Annotated in this window: 15 protein-coding genes; 8 read left to right on the top strand and 7 right to left on the bottom strand. The window is 68.7% G+C overall.

Annotated features, from left to right (window positions below):
• Window positions 1-26: 26 nt before the first annotated feature.
• Together AC0VYB_RS03740 and AC0VYB_RS03745 are read left to right on the top strand one after the other, a co-directional pair.
• On the top strand, window positions 27-1,235 hold the full coding sequence (locus tag AC0VYB_RS03740; RefSeq protein ID WP_063249291.1) for an acetyl-CoA C-acetyltransferase: 1,209 nt from the start codon (window positions 27-29) through the stop codon (window positions 1,233-1,235).
• A 1-nt stretch (window position 1,236) separates the two neighbouring features.
• Window positions 1,237-3,399, top strand: a complete 2,163-nt coding sequence (locus AC0VYB_RS03745) for a 3-hydroxyacyl-CoA dehydrogenase NAD-binding domain-containing protein (protein WP_063249290.1) — start codon at window positions 1,237-1,239, stop codon at window positions 3,397-3,399.
• A gap of 97 nt (window positions 3,400-3,496) precedes the next feature.
• Here the strand turns inward: AC0VYB_RS03745 and AC0VYB_RS03750 are convergent, their stop codons facing one another.
• Window positions 3,497-4,642, bottom strand: coding sequence for a putative glycolipid-binding domain-containing protein (locus AC0VYB_RS03750; protein WP_082834877.1), 1,146 nt, complete (start codon window positions 4,640-4,642; stop codon window positions 3,497-3,499).
• Between the two features lie 201 nt (window positions 4,643-4,843).
• Between AC0VYB_RS03750 and AC0VYB_RS03755 the strand changes: the two genes are divergently transcribed.
• Window positions 4,844-5,764 (top strand): NADP-dependent oxidoreductase, encoded by a 921-nt coding sequence (locus tag AC0VYB_RS03755; protein WP_009380886.1) that lies wholly within the window; start codon window positions 4,844-4,846, stop codon window positions 5,762-5,764.
• Here AC0VYB_RS03755 and AC0VYB_RS03760 read toward each other — a convergent pair.
• Complete coding sequence (locus AC0VYB_RS03760) at window positions 5,751-6,419, bottom strand: TetR/AcrR family transcriptional regulator (RefSeq protein ID WP_009380888.1); 669 nt, start codon at window positions 6,417-6,419, stop codon at window positions 5,751-5,753. The two genes, AC0VYB_RS03755 and AC0VYB_RS03760, sit on opposite strands and share 14 nt — an antisense overlap.
• A gap of 115 nt (window positions 6,420-6,534) precedes the next feature.
• Between AC0VYB_RS03760 and AC0VYB_RS03765 the strand changes: the two genes are divergently transcribed.
• From AC0VYB_RS03765 to cls, 4 genes are all read left to right on the top strand, one after another.
• Window positions 6,535-8,148, top strand: coding sequence for a carboxyl transferase domain-containing protein (locus AC0VYB_RS03765; protein ID WP_009380890.1), 1,614 nt, complete (start codon window positions 6,535-6,537; stop codon window positions 8,146-8,148).
• Between the two features lie 7 nt (window positions 8,149-8,155).
• On the top strand, window positions 8,156-10,198 hold the full coding sequence (locus AC0VYB_RS03770; RefSeq protein ID WP_009380892.1) for an acetyl-CoA carboxylase biotin carboxylase subunit: 2,043 nt from the start codon (window positions 8,156-8,158) through the stop codon (window positions 10,196-10,198).
• A gap of 26 nt (window positions 10,199-10,224) precedes the next feature.
• Window positions 10,225-11,397, top strand: coding sequence for an acyl-CoA dehydrogenase family protein (locus AC0VYB_RS03775; protein WP_009380893.1), 1,173 nt, complete (start codon window positions 10,225-10,227; stop codon window positions 11,395-11,397).
• A gap of 160 nt (window positions 11,398-11,557) precedes the next feature.
• Window positions 11,558-13,045 (top strand): cardiolipin synthase, encoded by a 1,488-nt coding sequence (gene cls, locus AC0VYB_RS03780; protein ID WP_009380895.1) that lies wholly within the window; start codon window positions 11,558-11,560, stop codon window positions 13,043-13,045.
• A gap of 21 nt (window positions 13,046-13,066) precedes the next feature.
• On the opposite strand, the gene AC0VYB_RS03785 is transcribed toward cls, so the two are convergent.
• Together AC0VYB_RS03785 and AC0VYB_RS03790 are read right to left on the bottom strand one after the other, a co-directional pair.
• Complete coding sequence (locus AC0VYB_RS03785) at window positions 13,067-14,449, bottom strand: DUF2254 domain-containing protein (protein ID WP_259819856.1); 1,383 nt, start codon at window positions 14,447-14,449, stop codon at window positions 13,067-13,069.
• Window positions 14,450-14,554: 105 nt separating this feature from the next.
• A complete protein-coding gene (locus AC0VYB_RS03790) occupies window positions 14,555-15,316 on the bottom strand; it encodes a DUF899 domain-containing protein (RefSeq protein ID WP_063249288.1) in 762 nt (253 codons plus the stop codon).
• 90 nt (window positions 15,317-15,406) lie between these two features.
• Here AC0VYB_RS03790 and AC0VYB_RS03795 point away from each other — a divergent pair, with 90 nt between their 5' ends.
• Complete coding sequence (locus AC0VYB_RS03795) at window positions 15,407-15,895, top strand: winged helix-turn-helix transcriptional regulator (RefSeq protein ID WP_063249287.1); 489 nt, start codon at window positions 15,407-15,409, stop codon at window positions 15,893-15,895.
• 115 nt (window positions 15,896-16,010) lie between these two features.
• Here AC0VYB_RS03795 and AC0VYB_RS03800 read toward each other — a convergent pair whose 3' ends face one another.
• The 3 genes from AC0VYB_RS03800 to AC0VYB_RS03810 form a co-directional block, all read right to left on the bottom strand.
• Window positions 16,011-16,832 (bottom strand): HAD-IIA family hydrolase, encoded by an 822-nt coding sequence (locus AC0VYB_RS03800; RefSeq protein ID WP_009380898.1) that lies wholly within the window; start codon window positions 16,830-16,832, stop codon window positions 16,011-16,013.
• Between the two features lie 65 nt (window positions 16,833-16,897).
• Window positions 16,898-18,340, bottom strand: a complete 1,443-nt coding sequence (locus tag AC0VYB_RS03805) for a purine-cytosine permease family protein (RefSeq protein WP_259800913.1) — start codon at window positions 18,338-18,340, stop codon at window positions 16,898-16,900.
• Window positions 18,337-18,504 (bottom strand): hypothetical protein, encoded by a 168-nt coding sequence (locus tag AC0VYB_RS03810; RefSeq protein WP_162909042.1) that lies wholly within the window; start codon window positions 18,502-18,504, stop codon window positions 18,337-18,339. Before AC0VYB_RS03810 ends, AC0VYB_RS03805 begins: the two co-directional genes overlap by 4 nt.
• Between the last annotated feature and the right edge of the window lie 49 nt (window positions 18,505-18,553).

Raw genomic sequence — 18,553 nt, forward strand, 5'->3', positions numbered from 1 at the left:
ATCTCCCTGACGACTGTGAGGAACACATGAGCGAAGCGTTTATCTACGACGCCGTGCGCACGCCGCGCGGCCGGAACCGCGGCGGCGCCCTCCACGGCACGAAGCCCATCGACCTCGTCGTCGGCCTCATCGACGCCGTGCGCGAGCGCAACCCCGACCTCGACGACGCCCAGATCGACGACATCGTCCTCGGCGTCGTCTCCCCGGTCGGCGAACAGGGCTCGGACATCGCCCGCACCGCGGCGCTGGTGGCCGGACTCGACGAATCCGTCGCCGGCGTCCAGATCAACCGCTTCTGCGCCTCGGGTCTCGAGGCCGTCAACCTCGCCGCCCAGAAGGTCGCGAGCGGCTTCGAATCCCTCGTCCTCGCCGGCGGCGTCGAATCGATGTCACGCGTCCCCCTCGGCTCGGACGGCGGCGCATGGTCGCACGATCCGACGACGAACTTCGACACCTACTTCGTCCCCCAGGGCATTGGTGCCGACCTCATCGCCACGACCGAGGGCTTCTCCCGCACCGACGTCGACACCTACGCCGCCGAATCCCAGCGCCGCGCCGCCGAGGCGTGGGAGGCCGGGCGCTTCGCCGACTCAGTCATCCCCGTCAAAGACCTCAACGGAGTGACGATCCTCGACCGGGACGAGCACATGCGTCCCGGATCGACCGTCGAATCGCTGTCCCAGCTGCCTCCTGCCTTCGCCAAGCTCGCCGCGCAGACCGGCTTCGACGACGTCGCCCTGCAAAAGTACCACTGGGTCGAGGAGATCGACCACGTCCACACGGCGGCGAACTCCTCGGGCATCGTCGACGGCGCCGGCCTCGTCATCCTCGGCGATGAGAAGGTCGGGCAGGCCATGGGCATGACCCCACGCGCCCGCATCGTCGCCACCGCCGTCGTCGGATCCGAACCGACGATCATGCTCACCGGACCGACCCCGGCGACGAAGAAGGTCCTCGACAAGGCCGGAATGACCGTCGACGACATCGACCTCTTCGAACTCAACGAAGCCTTCGCCGCCGTCGTCCTCAAGTGGATGAAGGACCTCGACATCCCGCACGAGAAGGTCAACGTCAACGGCGGTGCGATCGCCATGGGCCACCCGCTGGGGGCGACCGGGGCGATGATCCTCGGCACCGTCCTCGACGAACTCGAACGCCGCGACCTCAGGCGCGGACTGGTCACCCTGTGCATCGGCGCAGGCATGGGCATCGCGACGATCATCGAAAGGGTCTGACATGACGAACGCTGAATACTCCCGCACCACCGACGCCGACGGCATCGTCACGATCGTCCTCGACGACCCCGACTCCTCGGTCAACACGATGAACGACCACTTCGGGGCGGCCCTCGAAGAGACCGTCGACTGGCTGGAGGCCAACGTCGACGACATCACCGGCGTCGTCCTCACCTCGGCGAAGAAGTCGTTCTTCGCCGGCGGCGACCTCGAGAGGCTGCGCCGCGCGGACCCGGACAACTCCGAAGCCGAGACCGCCCAGGTCGAGCACATCAAGGCGCTCCTGCGCCGACTCGAGACGCTCGGCAAGCCCGTCGTCGCCGCGCTCAACGGAGCGGCGCTCGGCGGCGGCCTCGAGATCGCGCTCGCCACCCACCATCGGATCGCCGCCGACGACGTCAAGTCCGCGCGCTTCGGTCTGCCCGAGGTCACGCTCGGACTCCTGCCCGGAGGCGGCGGCGTCTCCCGCGTCGTGCGGATGCTCGGTCTCCAGGACGCCCTGCAGAAGGTCATCCTCCCAGGCACGAAGTTCACGGCAGCCGACGCCCAGGCACTCGGCCTCGTCGACGAACTCGCGCCCGCCGCCGAGCTCGAGGACCGGGCGAAGGCGTGGATCAAGGCCAACCCCGAGGCGGTCCAGCCCTGGGACGTCAAGGGCTTCACAATCCCCGGCGGGGCACCGAGCTCGCCGAAGATCGCGATGATGCTGCCGGCACTGCCGGCGACCCTGCGCCGCCAGACCAAGGGAGCGCCGATGCCGGCTCCCCGCGCGGCCATGGCCGCCGCCGTCGAGGGCGCGCTCGTCGACATCGACACCGCGCTCACCGTCGAGACCCGCTACTTCGTCAGCCTCACCCACACGCAGGTGGCGAAGAACATGATCAAGGCGTTCTTCTTCGACCTCGGCCACATCAACTCCGGCGGTTCGCGCCCGGACGGCTACGAGCCGCGTCCGGTGACGAAGCTCGGCGTCCTCGGGGCCGGGATGATGGGGGCCGCGATCGCCTACACCGCGGCCCGGGCCGGCATCGACGTCGTCCTCAAGGACGTCGAACTGGCGAACGCCGAGAAGGGCAAGGACTACGCCCGCAAGCGCGAGGAGACGGCCCTGGCCAAGGGGAAGACGACCCCGGAGAAGTCCGAGGCGGTGCTCGCCCGCATCCACCCGAGCGCCTCCGTCGACGACTTCGCCGGCGTCGACTTCGTCATCGAAGCCGTCTTCGAGTCCGTGCCGGTCAAGCAGCAGGTCTTCGGCGAGATCCAGGACGTCGTCAACCCCGACGCCGTCCTCGGTTCGAACACCTCGACTCTGCCGATCACGGAACTCGCGACCGGGGTCGAACGCGACAAGGACTTCATCGGCGTCCACTTCTTCTCCCCGGCCGACAAGATGCCCCTGGTCGAGATCATCACCGGTGAGAACACCTCCGATGAGACGCTGGCTCGGACCTTCGACTTCGTCCAGCAGATCCGGAAGACCCCGATCGTCGTCACCGACTCCCGCGGCTTCTTCACCTCGCGTGTCATCGGGACCTTCATCGCCGAGGCGGTCGCCGCCGTCGGTGAGGGAGTCGAACCCTCCAGCGTCGAGCAGGCGGCCCTCCAGGCCGGCTACCCGACCGGGGCGCTCCAGCTCCTCGACGAGCTCACGCTCACCCTCTCGCAGAAGATCCGCCAGGAGACCCGGGCCGCCGTCGAGGCCGCCGGGGGCACGTGGGACGAACATCCCTCGGAGGCCGTCATCGACTGGATGGTCGAGCAGGGACGCACCGGCCGCAAGGACGGTGCCGGGTTCTACGAGTACGACGAGACCGGCAAGCGCACCCACCTGTGGCAGGGAGTGCGCGAGCACTTCAAGTCAGGGTCGACGACGGAGCCGTTCGCCGACCTCCAGGAGCGGATGCTCTTCGCCGAGGCGATCGAGACTATCAAATGCCTCGACGAGGGTGTGCTCACCTCGGTGCCCGACGCCAACATCGGTTCGATCTACGGCATCGGGTTCCCCGCGTGGACCGGCGGCGTCCTCCAGTACGTCAACCAGTACGAGGGCGGCCTGGCCGGCTTCGTCGAGCGCGCGAAGGAACTCGCAGCGACCTACGGTGAGCGCTTCACGCCGCCCGCCTCGCTCGTCGAGCGCGCGAAGACCGGCGAGACGTATGAGTGAGATGACTTCGGCGGTCCGTTGAGCTCAAGGGCGCGCCCATCCACCGGAGGCCCGGACGATGCGATTCGTCCGGGCCTCCGTCGTGATCGACGTTCGGTCACCCGACGCGGTCGGGCGTCGCGCGCTCTGCCAGTTGCGGGTAGTCGATGACGACGCCGTCCTCATCAACGGTGAGGTCGGCGATGAAGTCCCTCGTCCCGCTCGTGTACCGGACGTGGTCGGCGTCGATGCCCGTGTAGATCTGCGGACTGGCGATGACCGAGAGGGAGGGCATGTCGATCCACGCCATGGTCAGCGTGCGCTCGGCGGTCGTGTCCGTCTGCACGCCGAGTCGCCTGATCGGCATCGTGTTCGTCAGCGGACAGAGCCCGAGGTCGCAGTCGAGTGCCTCGGTGAGCGCATCGGGGTCGACGATGCCCGGCTCGGCCAACGGGGCCGACGACTGTCCGGACGCGTGCGTCGCACTCGCCCACCGACCGCTGGCAGGGTCGCGGCTGAGGGTGAGCGATCGCCGCCACCCCGCACCCTGCACTGCGACAGCGACGGCGCGAGTCACCCATCCATCACGGGCATCGACCGTCCATGCCGCGGCATAGTCGTCGGTGATCTGACGGCCGAACGCCCGAAGCCCATGGTCGAGCAGGACGTCCGCCGAGTCACGGCGGGCCGCGTCGTCGACTCCCGCCCAGGACACCTGGCGTGAATGGGCGCTGCCCACTCCCGCGTCGAAGAGCAGCAGCGATTGATCGTAGTACCTCGTGGTCTCCCCGACCTCGGCCATTCCGATGCGCCGGCACACCGCCTGCGACGCGGCGTTGTCGGCGTCGACGACGGCGATGACCCGGTCGAGACCGCTCGCCAGACACACGGACAGAAGGAGCTCTCCCGCCTCGGTGGCGAAGCCCCGGCCTCCGAAGTCCGGGTGGAGTCGCCAGCCGATCTCGACCTCGTCGCCGGACTCCTCGCTGCTGTAGGGAATCGGCTTGGCGATCACCGCACCCACAGGGGTGCCGTCATGGAGGGTCACGCACCACCGTCCGCGAGCATGGGCACTCATCGTCTTCGTCTCGGCGATCCACGCCTCGGCGTCAGCGATGTCGGACATCACCGCCGAGGGGATGAACCGGGCGATGGCGGGATGCGCATGGAGTCCGAGGACGAACTCGGCATCATCGTCATCGAAGCGACGGAGGATGAGACGGGCGCTGACGTACTCGGGCGGAGGAGAGACGTGGGAGGCCATGGCACGAGGCTACGCCTGGGCACTGACTCGACCTCGATGTGAAGGAGTCGGCCGACGATCTCCATCGAGGCCGGCGATCGGAGCGTTCGGAACAGCGGGCCGAGGGTCGGAATAGCGCGCAGGCCAGCAGTGTTGTGCGTCGCACGGGCGCACAACACGGTGGCCCGCGATCTCACTCCACACCCCGACCGAGGAGACGCAATGCGCGCAGCTGTCTATGACCGGTTCACCGACGACTTCGACGACATCGAGGTCCGCGAGATCGAGGACCCCAAGGTCCCACCGGCCTCCGTCCTCATCGAGGTCAAGGCCGCCGGCGTCAACCCCGTCGACTGGAAGCTCGTCGGCGGCGGTCTCGACAAGTTCCTGCCCACCCAGTTCCCCGTCATCCCCGGCTGGGACGTCGCCGGCACCGTCGTCGGCCTCGGCTTCGACACCCCCGAATTCGAGATCGGCGACGAGGTCGTCGCCTACGCCCGCAAGGACGTCCTCGGCGGCGGCACCTTCGCCGAGAAGGTCGCCGTCCCCGTCCACGCCGTGACGAAGAAGCCCGCGGGACTGACCTGGGAGCAGGCCGGCGGGCTGCCCCTGGCCGGGAACACCGCCCTGCGCACCCTCGACGCCCTCGGCGACCTCGACGGGAAGACCGTCCTCATCCACGGCGCCGCCGGAGGGGTGGGAAGCATGGCCGTGCAGATCGCTAAGGCCGCCGGCGCCCGCGTCATCGGCACCGCCTCCGAACGCAACCACCACTACCTCCGCGGCCTTGGCGCCGAACCGATCACCTACGGCGAGGGTCTGGCCGACCGGGTCCGCGAGCTCGCCGACGGTCCGGTTGACGCCGTTGCTGACTTCGTCGGGGGTCAGCTCGAGACCACCCTCGCCGTCCTCGCCGACGACGGCGCCCACGCCTCGATCGCCGACCCCACGGTGACCACGCACGGCGGCCGCTACATCTGGGTCCGCCCCGACGGGGCGACGACGGCCCGACTGACCGAGCTCGTCGACGCGGGCAAGCTCAGCGTCGAGGTCGACCAGATCTTCCCCCTCGCCGAGGTGGCCGACGCCTTCCGCTCGAGTGCTGAAGGGCATACCCGCGGCAAGCTCGTCATCGTCCCCTGAGGTTCTCGACCTCCGCCGGGAGACCGAGCGCCGCGGACGCGGCGGCCCGCAGCTCCCGGCGGACCACCTCGGCTGCCGACCCGCGGGCCTGATACGGCGTCGAATTCATCATCCCGAACGCCGCGTGGACCCGCACGGTCGCGGCCTCCTGCGACCAGTCCGGATGAAGCGCGGTGACGACGTCGGCCCACCGGCTGACGTACTGTCGCTGCAGCCGCCTGACGATCCGTCGGGAGGACTCGGGCAGGGCCGCGAAGTCGCGGTCCTGGATGCGGATGAGGTCGGGCTCGCTCATCGCGAAGGCGATGTGGAAGTCGATGAGCGTGCGCAGGGTCGAGCCCGCGTCGGCGGGGGAGGGGTGAGGCGGGACCGCCTCGGCGAGGGAATCGGTCGAGTCCTTCACGGGCGCGCCCCCGGCGATCTCCGCACCCCCGGACTGGAGGTATTCCGAGATCCCGACGAGGAGCTCCTCGAGGACGGCCTCCTTCGACTCGAAGTGCCGATAGACCGCGGGCGCGGAGATTCCCGCCCCCTTCGCGAGGTCGTCGAGGCGCACCCCGTGGAAGCCGTGCCGGGCGAAGAGCGTCTTCGCGACCGTGAGCAGCTGTTCGCGCCGGGCGGCCTTCGCCGCAGCCCGCGTCGACGTCGTCGCCATCCTCACTCCTCCCAGTCGCCTTGTCGGCGTGCGCGTTGTCACACCCGCCCTGTGGGCAGTATCATAGCAGTCAGTTAACATCCATTAACTGAAACGTGCAGTGAGGGGAATGGGAATGAGAGCAGTGGGAACTGCCGTCAATCCGGCGACGGGGCAGGCGAACGCCGAGGCGCATGCCGAGCTCATCGCCGAACTCCGGGACCGCGTCGCGGCCACCGCGCGCGGGGGACCGGAGAAGTCGCGGCAGAAGCACGTCGACCGCGGCAAGCTGCTGCCCCGCGACCGCGTCGAAGCGCTCCTCGACCCGGGCACCCCGTTCCTCGAGCTCTCCCCGCTGGCCGCGAACGGCATGTACGACGATGCGAGCCCGGGAGCGGGCATCATCACCGGCATCGGCCGGGTGAACGGCCGCGAATGCGTCATCGTCGCCAACGACGCCACCGTCAAGGGCGGCACGTACTACCCGGTGACGGTGAAGAAGCACCTGCGTGCCCAGGAGATCGCCAAGGACAACCGGCTCCCGTGCATCTACCTCGTCGACTCCGGCGGGGCGAACCTGCCCAACCAGGACGACGTCTTCCCCGACCGCGAGCACTTCGGACGGATCTTCTACAACCAGGCCACGCTCTCCGCCGCCGGCATCCCGCAGCTCGCCGCGGTGCTCGGCTCCTCGACCGCCGGCGGCGCCTACGTCCCGGCGATGGCCGACGAGACGATCATCGTCTCCGAGCAGGGCACGATCTTCCTCGGAGGCCCGCCCCTGGTCAAGGCCGCGACCGGTGAGGTCGTCAGCGCCGAGGACCTCGGCGGCGGCGCCCTGCACTCCCGCGTCTCCGGCGTCACCGACCACCTCGCGGCCAACGACTCCCACGCACTCGAGATCATGCGCGACATCGTCACCACGCTCGGACCGAAGCCGGCCCCGAACTGGGAGGTCATCGAACCCGAGGCACCGCTGCACTCCCCGGACGAGCTCACCTCCGTCGTCCCCGTCGACTCGAAGGTCCCCTACGACGTCCACGAGGTCATCGCCCGCCTCGTCGACGGGTCGAAGTTCCACGAGTTCAAAGCCGAGTACGGCACGAGCCTCGTCACCGGCTTCGCCCACATCGACGGCCATCCGGTCGGCATCATCGCCAACAACGGCATCCTCTTCGGCGAATCCGCGGTCAAGGGCGCGCACTTCATCGAACTCTGCGACCAGCGCACGATCCCGCTCGTCTTCCTCCAGAACATCTCCGGCTTCATGGTCGGCCGCGACTACGAAGCCGGCGGCATCGCCAAGCACGGCGCGAAGATGGTCAACGCCGTCGCCACCGCCCGCGTCCCGAAGTTCACCGTCGTCATCGGCGGCTCCTTCGGCGCCGGCAACTACTCGATGTGCGGCCGCGCCTACTCGCCGCGATTCCTCTGGATGTGGCCGAACGCCCGGATCTCCGTGATGGGCGGCGAACAGGCCGCGAGCGTGCTCTCGACCGTCAAACGCGACCAGATCGAAGCCCGCGGGGAGACCTGGTCGGCGGAGGACGAAGACGCATTCAAACAGCCCATCCGCGACCAGTACGAAGCCCAGGGCAACCCGTACTACTCGACCGCGAGACTCTGGGACGACGGGATCATCGAACCCGCCGACACCCGCGAGATCCTCGCGCTCGCCCTCGACCTCGCCCGCTTCTCGCCCCTTGGCCGACCGCTCGATGCCGACGGCTACGGCGTCTTCAGAATGTGAGCTGACTATGTTCGACACCATCCTCATCGCCAACCGCGGCGAGATCGCCCTCCGCGTCATCCGCACCGCCAAGCGCCTGGGCATCCGCACCGTCGCCGTCTACTCCGACGCCGACGCCCACGCCGCCCACGTGAGAGCCGCCGACACCGCCGTGCGCCTCGGCCCCGCCCAGGCGAGCGAGTCCTACCTCGACATCGACAAGGTCATCGCCGCAGCGAAGGCGACTGGAGCCGAGGCCATCCACCCCGGCTACGGGTTCCTCTCCGAGAACGCCGACTTCTCCGCCGCCTGCGATGCCGCCGGCATCGTCTTCCTCGGCCCCGGCCCCGAGGCGATCCGGACGATGGGCGACAAGATCACCGCGAAGCAGGCGGTCTCGGCCCACGGCGTCCCCCTCGTGCCGGGCACGAAGGACGCCGGGTCCTCCGACGAGGCCCTCATCGCCGCAGCCGAGGACATCGGCTTCCCCGTCCTCATCAAGCCCTCCGCCGGAGGCGGCGGCAAGGGCATGCACGCCGTCTTCGAGCCCTCCGAACTCCCGGCAGCACTCAAGACCGCCCGCCGTGAGGCCGCGAACTCCTTCGGCGACGACACGCTCTTCCTCGAACGCCTCGTCGCCACCCCGCGCCACATCGAGGTCCAGGTCATGGCCGATGCGCACGGGAATGTCATCCACCTCGGCGAACGCGAATGCTCGCTCCAGCGCCGCCACCAGAAGGTCATCGAGGAGGCCCCCTCCGCGCTCCTCGACGACGAGACGCGGGCCCGGATCGGTGAGGCCGCGATCGAGACCGCCCGCTCGGTCGGCTACCGGGGTGCCGGCACCGTCGAGTTCATCGTCGGCGCCGACCGTCCCGACGAGTTCTTCTTCATGGAGATGAACACCCGCCTCCAGGTCGAGCACCCCGTCACCGAGGAGGTCACCGGGGTCGACCTCGTCGAACTCCAGCTGCGCGTCGGCGCCGGCGAGGAGCTGCCGCTGAGCCAGGACGACATCACGCTCACCGGGCACTCCGTCGAGGCCCGCATCTACGCCGAGGATCCCGCCCGCGGGTTCCTCCCCACCGGCGGCCGCGCGATCGACGTCGTCTTCCCCGACGGTGAGGGCATCCGCGTCGACGCCGGACTCGACGCCGGGCAGGCGGTCGCCTCCGACTACGATCCGATGATCGCCAAGCTCATCGCCACCGGCCCCGACCGGGCCACCGCCCTCGACCGGCTCGATGCGGCACTGGCCGCCTCGGCGGTGCCGGGGATCGTGACGAACATCGACTTCCTCCGCACCCTCATCACCCTGCCAGAGGTGGCCGCCGGAGACCTCGACACCTCCCTCATCGACCGCCTCGGCGAGGATGAGCTCGCCCACACAGCCACGGACATCGACCGGCAGTTCGCCGTTGCCGCCGTGCTCGCGACCCAGGGCCGTGCCGGGGCGGAGATCACCGGGGAGCTCACCGCGGACACGCTCGCGAAGGCGGGCGCCGCCTCGGCGTGGGCGCAGCCGCGGACCTTCCGCACCTCCCGTCCGGACTTCCGGCCCACGGTCGACCTCACCGTCGACGGGAAGTCCGCGCACGTGGAGAGCCGCGTCGACGACGTCGTCGTCGATGACGACGGGATCTGGCACGTCCTCGTCGACGGCGTCCAGCACACCGGGCGGGTCTTCTCCGACGCCCGCGACCGGACGATCTGGGTGGCAGGGGACCGGGGCATCCACGTCTTCACCCGCACCCAGGCCGACACCTCGCTCACCCCCGGCGAGGGCGGCGCCGAGGTGCTCGCCCCCATGCCCGGATCCGTCGTCGAGGTCCGCGTCGACTCCGGCGACCACGTCGAGGCGGGCGATCCGATCGTCGTCGTCGAGGCGATGAAGATGGAGCACGTGCTCACCGCGCCCGCGGCCGGCACCGTCACCGTCACCGCGGTGCCGGGAGCCCAGGTCGCCCTCGACGAGGTGCTCGCCACCGTCGTCGACGACACGGCCGACACCGGCGATACCGCCGACTCACCCGGCACCGCAGACACCGCCCCCGCGAACACCGACCGATGACCACCGCACCCACCAAGGAGACCACCATGACCGCATTCGCACCGGGCATGCTGCCCGAGGAGTACGAAGACCTGCGCCAGGGCGTGGCGAAGTTCGCCGACGAGGAGGTCGCCCCCGTCAGCGCCGAGCTCGACGCCAAGCACGAGTTCCCCTACGCCCTCGTTGCCAAGATGGGGCAGATGGGCCTCTTCGGCCTGCCCTTCGACGAGGAGTACGGCGGCATGGGCGGAGACTACTTCGCCCTGTGTCTGGCGATCGAGGAGATCGCCCGCGTCAACCAGTCGCTCGCGATCACCCTCGAGGCCGGCGTCTCCCTCGGCGCGATGCCGATCTACCGCTTCGGCACCGAGGAGCAGAAGCAGGAGTGGCTGCCGAAGCTCACCGACGGCTCGGGGCTGGCCGCCTTCGGCCTCACCGAACCCGAAGCCGGCTCCGATGCCGGCGGCACCCGGACGAAGGCGACGCTGGAGAACGGCACGTGGACGATCAACGGCTCGAAGTCGTTCATCACGAACTCGGGCACCGACATCACCCGCCTCGTCACCGCCACCGCCGTGACCGGGACGAAGACCTCGAAGTCGGGTCGTGAGGTCCCGGAGATCTCGACGATCATGATCCCCGCCGGCACCCCCGGCTTCACCGCCGAACCCGCGTATGACAAGGTCGGCTGGAACTCCTCGGACACCCACCCGCTCACCTTCGACAACGTCGAGGTCCCCGAGGCGAACCTGCTCGGCGAACGCGGCCGCGGCTACGCGAACTTCCTCCGCATCCTCGACGAGGGCCGCATCGCCGTCGCCGCGCTCTCCGTCGGTGCCGCCCAGGGCTGCGTCGACGAATCCGTGAAGTACGCGAAGGACCGGCAGGCGTTCGGGCATGCGATCGCCGACTTCCAGGGCATCCAGTTCAAGATCGCCCGCATGGAGGCCCGCGTCGTCGCCGCCCGCACCGCCTACTACCTCGCGGCCTCCCGGATGCTCGCAGGCCTGCCGTTCAAGAAGGAGGCGGCGATCGCGAAGATGATCGCCGGCGACGCGGCGATGGACAACGCCCGCGACGCCACGCAGATCCACGGCGGCTACGGCTTCATGAACGAATACCTCGTCGCCCGCCACTACCGCGACTCGAAGATCCTCGAGGTCGGCGAGGGCACGACCGAGGTCCAGCTCATGCTCATCGCCCGCGAACTCGGACTCTGAGATCTCGTGACCTTGAGGTGACCCTCCCGGTCTCTGCGCCGGAGTCGCACCACCCACCCCTCGCCGAGGCGGTCCCGTCGTTCCGTACGGAGCGGCGGACCGCCTCAGCGAGGGGTTCGTCCGGTTAGGGTGGACCTCAACCGAGGAACGGAGGTCGCGGATGGAGCCCATCGACTGGTCGTCGATCAACTGGACGACAGTGCTGTCGGTGACCTGGATCGTCATCGAGTACATCGTCAAGATCATCGCCATCGGCGTCGTCCCGGAGAACCGGCGGCCGTCGTCGTCATCGGCGTGGCTGCTCCTCATCCTCTTCCTGCCCATCGTCGGCATCCCCCTCTTCCTCCTCATCGGCAGCCCCTACATCAACCGCAGGCGGGCGCGCATCCAGGCGATGGCGAACGAACTCATGCACAAGGGCGCCGACGACCTGCCCGATGTCCCGCCGTCGCTCAAGGCGCCGCGCGACTTCGACCTCATCGCCGAACTCGCCCGCAACCTCACCGAACTGCCCATGGTCACCGGGACCAACCACGGCATCAGCATGGACTACGACCGGACGATCGAGCGGATGGCCGAACTCGTCGACGGAGCCGAGAACTACGTCCACGTCGAGATCTACATCATGGCCTGGGATAGGACAACTGACGTCTTCTTCGAAGCGCTCAAGCGGGCAGCCGCCCGCGGAGTGCACGTGCGCGTCCTCTACGACCACATCGGATCGCGGAAGTACCCGGGATTCCATTCGCTCGGCAAGCGTCTGACCGCGGCCGGGATCGAATGGCACCTCATGCTCCCGTTCATCCCGTGGCAGGGCAAGGCGCGGCGCATCGACCTGCGCAACCACCGCAAACTCCTCGTCGTCGACGGCAAGCGGGCGATGATGGGCTCGCAGAACATGATCGACTCGAGCTACGACATGAAGGCGAACATCAAGGTCGGGCGGCACTGGCACGACATCATGGTCGAAGTCAGCGGGGAGATCGTCGCGACGATCGAAGCTGTCTTCGCCACCGACTGGTACACCGAGAGCGGGGAGGAGCTCGGCATCCGCGACTACGTGTGGGGCGTCGAGGTCCCCGACGTCGGGGGAGACGTCTGCGGGATGCAGCTCGTGCCCTCGGGGCCGGGGTTCACCACCGAGCCCAACCTCAAGGTCTTCAACTCCCTCTTCTACCTCGCGCAGGAGAAGCTCTCGATCGTCAGTCCTTACTTCATCCCCGACGAGTCGCTGCTCGCGGCGATCAACACCGCCTCCTACCGGGGCGTCGACGTCGAGCTCTACGTCAGCGAGGAGGCAGACCAGTACGTCGTCGGTCGCGCCCAGGCCTCGTACTATCAGGCGCTGCTCGAGGCGGGTGTGCGCATCTTCCTCTACCCCAAGCCCGCGGTCCTCCACACGAAGTGCTTCGTCGTCGACGGGAAGTACGGAGTCATGGGCTCATCGAACATGGACATGCGCTCCTTCGGGCTCAACTACGAAATCAGCCTGCTCACCACCGGCGGCGACCTGGTGGGCGACATCTCTGCGGTCATCGACGACTACCGGGAGAAGAGCCACGAGCTCACCCTCGAGGAGTGGATGCAGCGGCCGTGGACGCGGAAGTACATGGAGTCGGCGATGAGGCTGATGTCGGCGCTCGCGTAGCTCCCTCGCCGAGGCGGCGGCTCAGTACCGTTCGGCCCCGCCGATGCCCTCGGGGTCGGCGACGGTTGAGAGCCGACGATCGAGCGGGTCCTCCCACCACCGGTCGGTGCCCCGGTCGAGGACGGCCACACGTTCGCTCAGTGCCTCCTGTTGGGATGCGGGGCAGAGCGAGGCGAGGTCGGCGAAGAGCGCGCGCAGGCGGCGCTGGATCTGGATCGAGGTGGTTCCGAACTGGCGGATCTCGTCGGTGGCGGCGGCGACGTACTCGGCCCAGCTGCGCGTCCAGTCGCGCAGCACCGAGGCGTCGGGACGGGAGGCGAGCTCCTTCTCCTGCGCGTCGATCATCGGTGAGAGCCGGATGAGGATCGCCTCGATCTGGTCGAGTGCCTGCACCGCCCGGGACGGGTCGTTGACGGCCGGGGAGAGCGCCTTGAGCGCGATGTCGGAGATCGTGCGGATCGCCCCGAAGGGACCGTTCTCCGGGGATTCGATGTCGCCGAAGGCCACCGCTTTCTCGAGTTCGGCCTCCTGTCTGCTCGTCAGCGCCTCACTCGTCCGGAAGAGCAGGGTGTGGACGGGCACCGGGGTTCCCACCGTGGGCACGAGTTCGATCGTGCATCCCCACGCGTCCTCGAAGTCGAGCAGACGAGGAGTGTTGACGGCGAGCAGAGCGTCGCCGCCGGAGCCGTAGTGTCGACGTCGGACGAGGTGGCCGTCGGGCACCGAGCGTTCGGAGACGGCGACGGCGTGGGTGTGGAATCGGTCTGGGGAGAAGCGCAGGGCCTTCCACCCGTCACGGGCGAGTCGGCGCAGCAGCGCCCCGGAGTTGAGCAGTGTGCACACGCGCACGACGAAGGCGAGGAACATCACCGCGCAGGCGAGGGTGACGAGGACGGCTCCGACGGTGCCCGTCCACGGTTTGTAGCTGTCCTCGCCGAGGGCGATGCTCAGGGCGATGAGCAGCGAATAGACGAAGGTGGCGACGAAGGAGCCCAGGGCCCATTGAACGACGCGGTCGCTCTGGAGGAGGGGCGCCAGGCGCACGGACATCGTCGTGATCCCCAGGCTCATCGGCGTCGTCAGGGCGGCGAATGCGAGGCCGGCCAGCGTGACCATGGCACCGGAGATGATCCCGAGCAGCGAGGCGACGCTGCCGGAGTCGAGATCCGGGTACGGGGAGAAGACCTGGGCGAGTCCGCGGTCGACGAGCGGGGTGAGCAGACCGAGGACCACCGCGGCGATGAGGAGGCGCAGCGGGACGTCCCACATCGTCGTCGGCCGGATGTGCCGGCGCATCTTCCGCCATTCCCGGCGGTCGGCAGCGCTCTCCCGGGTCGGACCGGTCTTCTGTGACGGGGAGCTCGACTCGCCGGTCGCGGAAGGATGGGGGTGGGCCTGCGCCATCGGCTGCCTCCTTGGAAATCCGGTGTCGGTCGCCGTCGACGCGGTGCTGCGGCCTCCGGCGGAGCAGGGGCAGTTGCGAGTCTAGCGCGGGCTGGCCCGGTGTGCTCAGGCGTCGACGACCTCCGGGTTGAGGACTCCGGCATCGTGGCGGTAGAAGGCGGGCGCCCGACCGGCGGGTTCCTCCCAGCTCTCCTGCCGGCCGAGCGCGGTGAGATCGAGCATGCCGTATGCGGGCATCATCACCTCGAGGCCCCGGGCGTAGACGGAGTAGGTGTGGAAGACGTCGTCGCCGTCCCTGAGGAAGGTGCTGATCCCCGGCTGCTCGCCCCGATACGTCGTCAGCCACTCCTGGTCAGCGGCGATGAGCTCGTCCCCGTCCCGGAAGTTGTATGAGTTCGGGGCGAGGTCCGGATCGAGGGTGACGTGGAAGTCGAGGTTGAAGTCGCTGCCCGCCGAGGAGACCCAGGGGAACGACCAGCCCTTCGCCTCTCGGTAGGCGACGAGTTTGGACAGCGGCGCGCGGGAGACGGCGGCGAACGCGGTGCCGCGGCCGGCGAGCTGGTCGAGCATGGCCGGATGCGCGGCAGAGCTCGCCATTGCGGTGCAGCTCGAACAGCCCGCGTCCCAGGCGGGATCGAACATGAAGTGCTGGACGATGAGCTGTCGGTGGTCGCCGAAGAGGTCGCGGAGTCCGACATCGCCGTCGGGGCCCTCGAACCGGTAGTCCTTCGTCACCGGCACCATCGGCAGGCGGCGGCGTTCGGCGTTGAGGCGATCGATCTGCGCGGTAAGGTCCTTCTCTTTCTCAAGCAGGCGCCTGCGCGCTTCGCGCCATGTGGCTTCGTCGACGATCTCTGGAATGGACATGTGACTCCGATCACAGCGTGAGCATGGTGAGGATGAGTCTACGGCGTGTGACTTTCATCATGCAAGTGGATAACGGTAGGATTCCTGAGCATGTTGGGAAGCAAGTACGCACGTGAGAACTGCTCGGCGGCCCGAGCGCTCGACGTCGTCGGAGAGAGGTGGAGTCTGCTCATCATCCGCAATGCGGCGTTCGCCGGGATGACGCGCTTCTCCGAGTTCGAACGCAGCCTCGGTATCGCGCCGAACATCCTCACCAAGCGCCTCGCCGACTTCGTCGCCAACGGCCTCATGGCCATCGACGAGTCGGCCACTGGAGGCGGGAGGGAGTACCGGCTGACAGAGAAGGGCGCCGAACTCGGGCAGGTCGTCATCGCGCTCACCGCGTGGGGCGACCGCTGGGCGGCACCCGACGGCCCTCCCGTCGTCTACCGGCACTCCGGCTGCGGGGGAGAGTGCGGGGCGCGGACCGCATGCGATCGCTGCGGTGCCGAGGTCGCCGTCCCCGGCATCGAGGCCCACCCCGGCCCCGGTGCCACCGAGGCGCAGAGACAGCGTCTCGAGTCCCGCCTCGGCGGGTGACCGGGGAGAGCGGGGTGCGCTGAGACCGAGACGCCTCCCCGAGGAGGATCCGATGCGAAATCGGGCCGGATATCGGACCGGATCCGCCTCGGGGGCGCCGCGATACGACCGGCGCCTACGCGGAACCGGTGACGTCGGCGCCGAGGCTGCCCTGCTCCTCGAGCGGGACGTCGAGGAGGTCGTAGACGCCGTCGAGGATCTCGTCGGGGCGGAACGGATACTTCCGGACATCCTCGGCGGTGGAGATCCCCGAGAGGACGAGGACGGTGTGCATGCCGGCCTCCATGCCCGCGATGATGTCGGTGTCCATGCGGTCGCCGATCATCGCCGTGCTGATCGAGTGCGCTCCGATCTTGTTGAGCGCCGAGCGGAACATCATCGGATTGGGCTTGCCGACGACGTAGGGCACCCGGTTCGTCGCCTTCGTGATGAGGGCCGCGATCGCGCCGGTCGCCGGGAGCACGCCCTCGGGGCTCGGGCCGGTCGCGTCGGGGTTGGTGACGATGAAGCGCGAGCCCGCATCGATGAGCCGGATCGCCTTCGTGATCGCTTCGAAGGAGTAATTGTGGGTCTCGCCGACGACGACGAAGTCGGGGTCGTGCTCGGTCATGATGAACCCGGCTTCGTGGATGGCCGTCGTCAGTCCCGCCTCGCCGACGACGTAGGCCGTGCCGTGCTCGACCTGGTGGGAGAGGAAATCGGCCGTGGCCATCGCCGAGGTCCAGATGTTCGCCTCGGGGACCTCGAGCCCGTTCGAGCGCAGGCGCGCAGAGAGGTCCCGGGCCGTGTAGATCGAATTGTTCGTGAGCACGAGGAACGGGATGTCGGCCCGCCGCCATTGGGCGAGCAGCTCGGCGGCACCGGGCAGGGCGCTGTTCTCCCTGACCAGGACACCGTCCATGTCGGTCAGCCAGCATTCGATCGATTCGCGATCCATGACTCTCCTCGTGCTAGTCCGGGGGCCGAAGCGCCTGCCTCCTAGCCTAGTCGGCTTTCGACGCTTCAGTCGGATGACGAGGTGAATCCTCCCTGTCCGAGGCGCATCGAGACGGTTCTCGACAGCACCCAGTAGAGGCCGCCGGCGACCGCCATCGACGGCAGGGACGCCGTGAGCCAACGGAACGGTTCGGACGGGACGTAGTCGACCGGGTTGAGGAGCAGCGCGTAGACGAGCGCACCGGCGGCCATCGAGGCGAAGGCGACGAGGTTGAACCCGCCGGTGTAGTGATATGGGGAGCCGGATCGGTTGTCGTACATCGCGCGGATGTCGAGGCGCTGCCTGCGCAGGACGAAGAAGTCGACGAGCTGGATCGCGCACAGCGGTCCGAGCACGATCGCACCCCACGAGACGAACCGACCGTAGTTGTTGTAGGTGGCGTCGGGGAAGAAGACGAGGACGACGGCGGGGATGAGGATGACCGCGCCGAGCACCGGCCAGGGCATCCTCCGGCCGATGTTGCCGGTGCCTCCGCGTACAGCGACGAGTGCGGCATACCCCTGGGCGACGATCGAGGTGATGTTCGCGAAGCCGACGAAGACGAGCGCCAGTCCGCCGAGGACGAAGCCGCCGAGGGGGATCATCCACTGTGTCGGGTCGTCCGAGCCGAGCGCGAGCGCCGAGAACGCACCGACGACCGCGGCGATGACCGAGGCGAGGAAGAGGCCGATCATGTTCGGCCAGTACGCCGCCCGCGAGCTTCTCGTCAGGCGGGCGAGGTTGCCGACGTTCGGCCACCATGCGAGGCCGCCGGCGATGTTGAGCTCGATCGCGAGCATGAACGCCATGTGCCTGTCGACGTCGAAGGCCAGGGGCGGGAGGGAGACGAGTTCGGACCACCCGACCTGGGTGAGGATGAGGACGAGCATGACGAGGGTGACGACGACGAGCCCTGGCGCGACGATCTTGTTGACCGTCTCGATCGAGGTCGGGCCGCGCATGAGGATGACCCACGAGACGACGACCGCGGACAGCCCCATGAGTTTGACGGTGAGGCTGTCGGTGGCGAAGTCCGTGCCGAAGAGCGCATTCCACACGTTCGCGAACGCGTGGCCGCACATGATCGCGAGCACCGCGGCCCACGCGGCGGCGAGCAGGGCGGAGAGGGCGAGCATGATCGCCCGGGCACCGCCGGTGCCGAAGGCCGAGCGCAGGGAGACGAACTGCTCGATCCCGTAGCGGACGGCGGGGATGCACGGGGCGAGGGCGACGAGGACGATCGAGATCCCGTAGCCGATGACGATGCTCGCCACGGCCTCCTTCGCTCCGACGTAGTAGGCGACGGCCCCGCCCTGGAGGAAGGCCCAGGTCGCGATCGCCAGGCCGATGTTCGCCGCCGAGAAGTCCCAGAAGCTCCAGATCCGATCCTTGGTCAGCAGCGGCAGATCGCTCGTCGATCCGGCGTCCGCCAGAGCGGTGCGCTGGAAGCGGCGCGGTGTCCGGCTCACAGCAGGCACCACGCGAGAAGGGCTGCGGAGAGGACGGCGAGGACGGCGACGGAGAGGCCGAGGTCGCGCCACGGCAGGGGATCGAGGATGCCCTCGTCGCTCTCGGGGTCCTCGTAGAGGTCGAGGCGGCGGTCGAGTTCTGTGCGGAAGTCCCTGTCCATCATCGGCTGTGGTCTCCTTTGACCGTTCGTCCTGCGCTGCGCGCCGGCTGAG

Source organism: Brevibacterium sp. Z349TD_9, assembly GCF_056173565.1.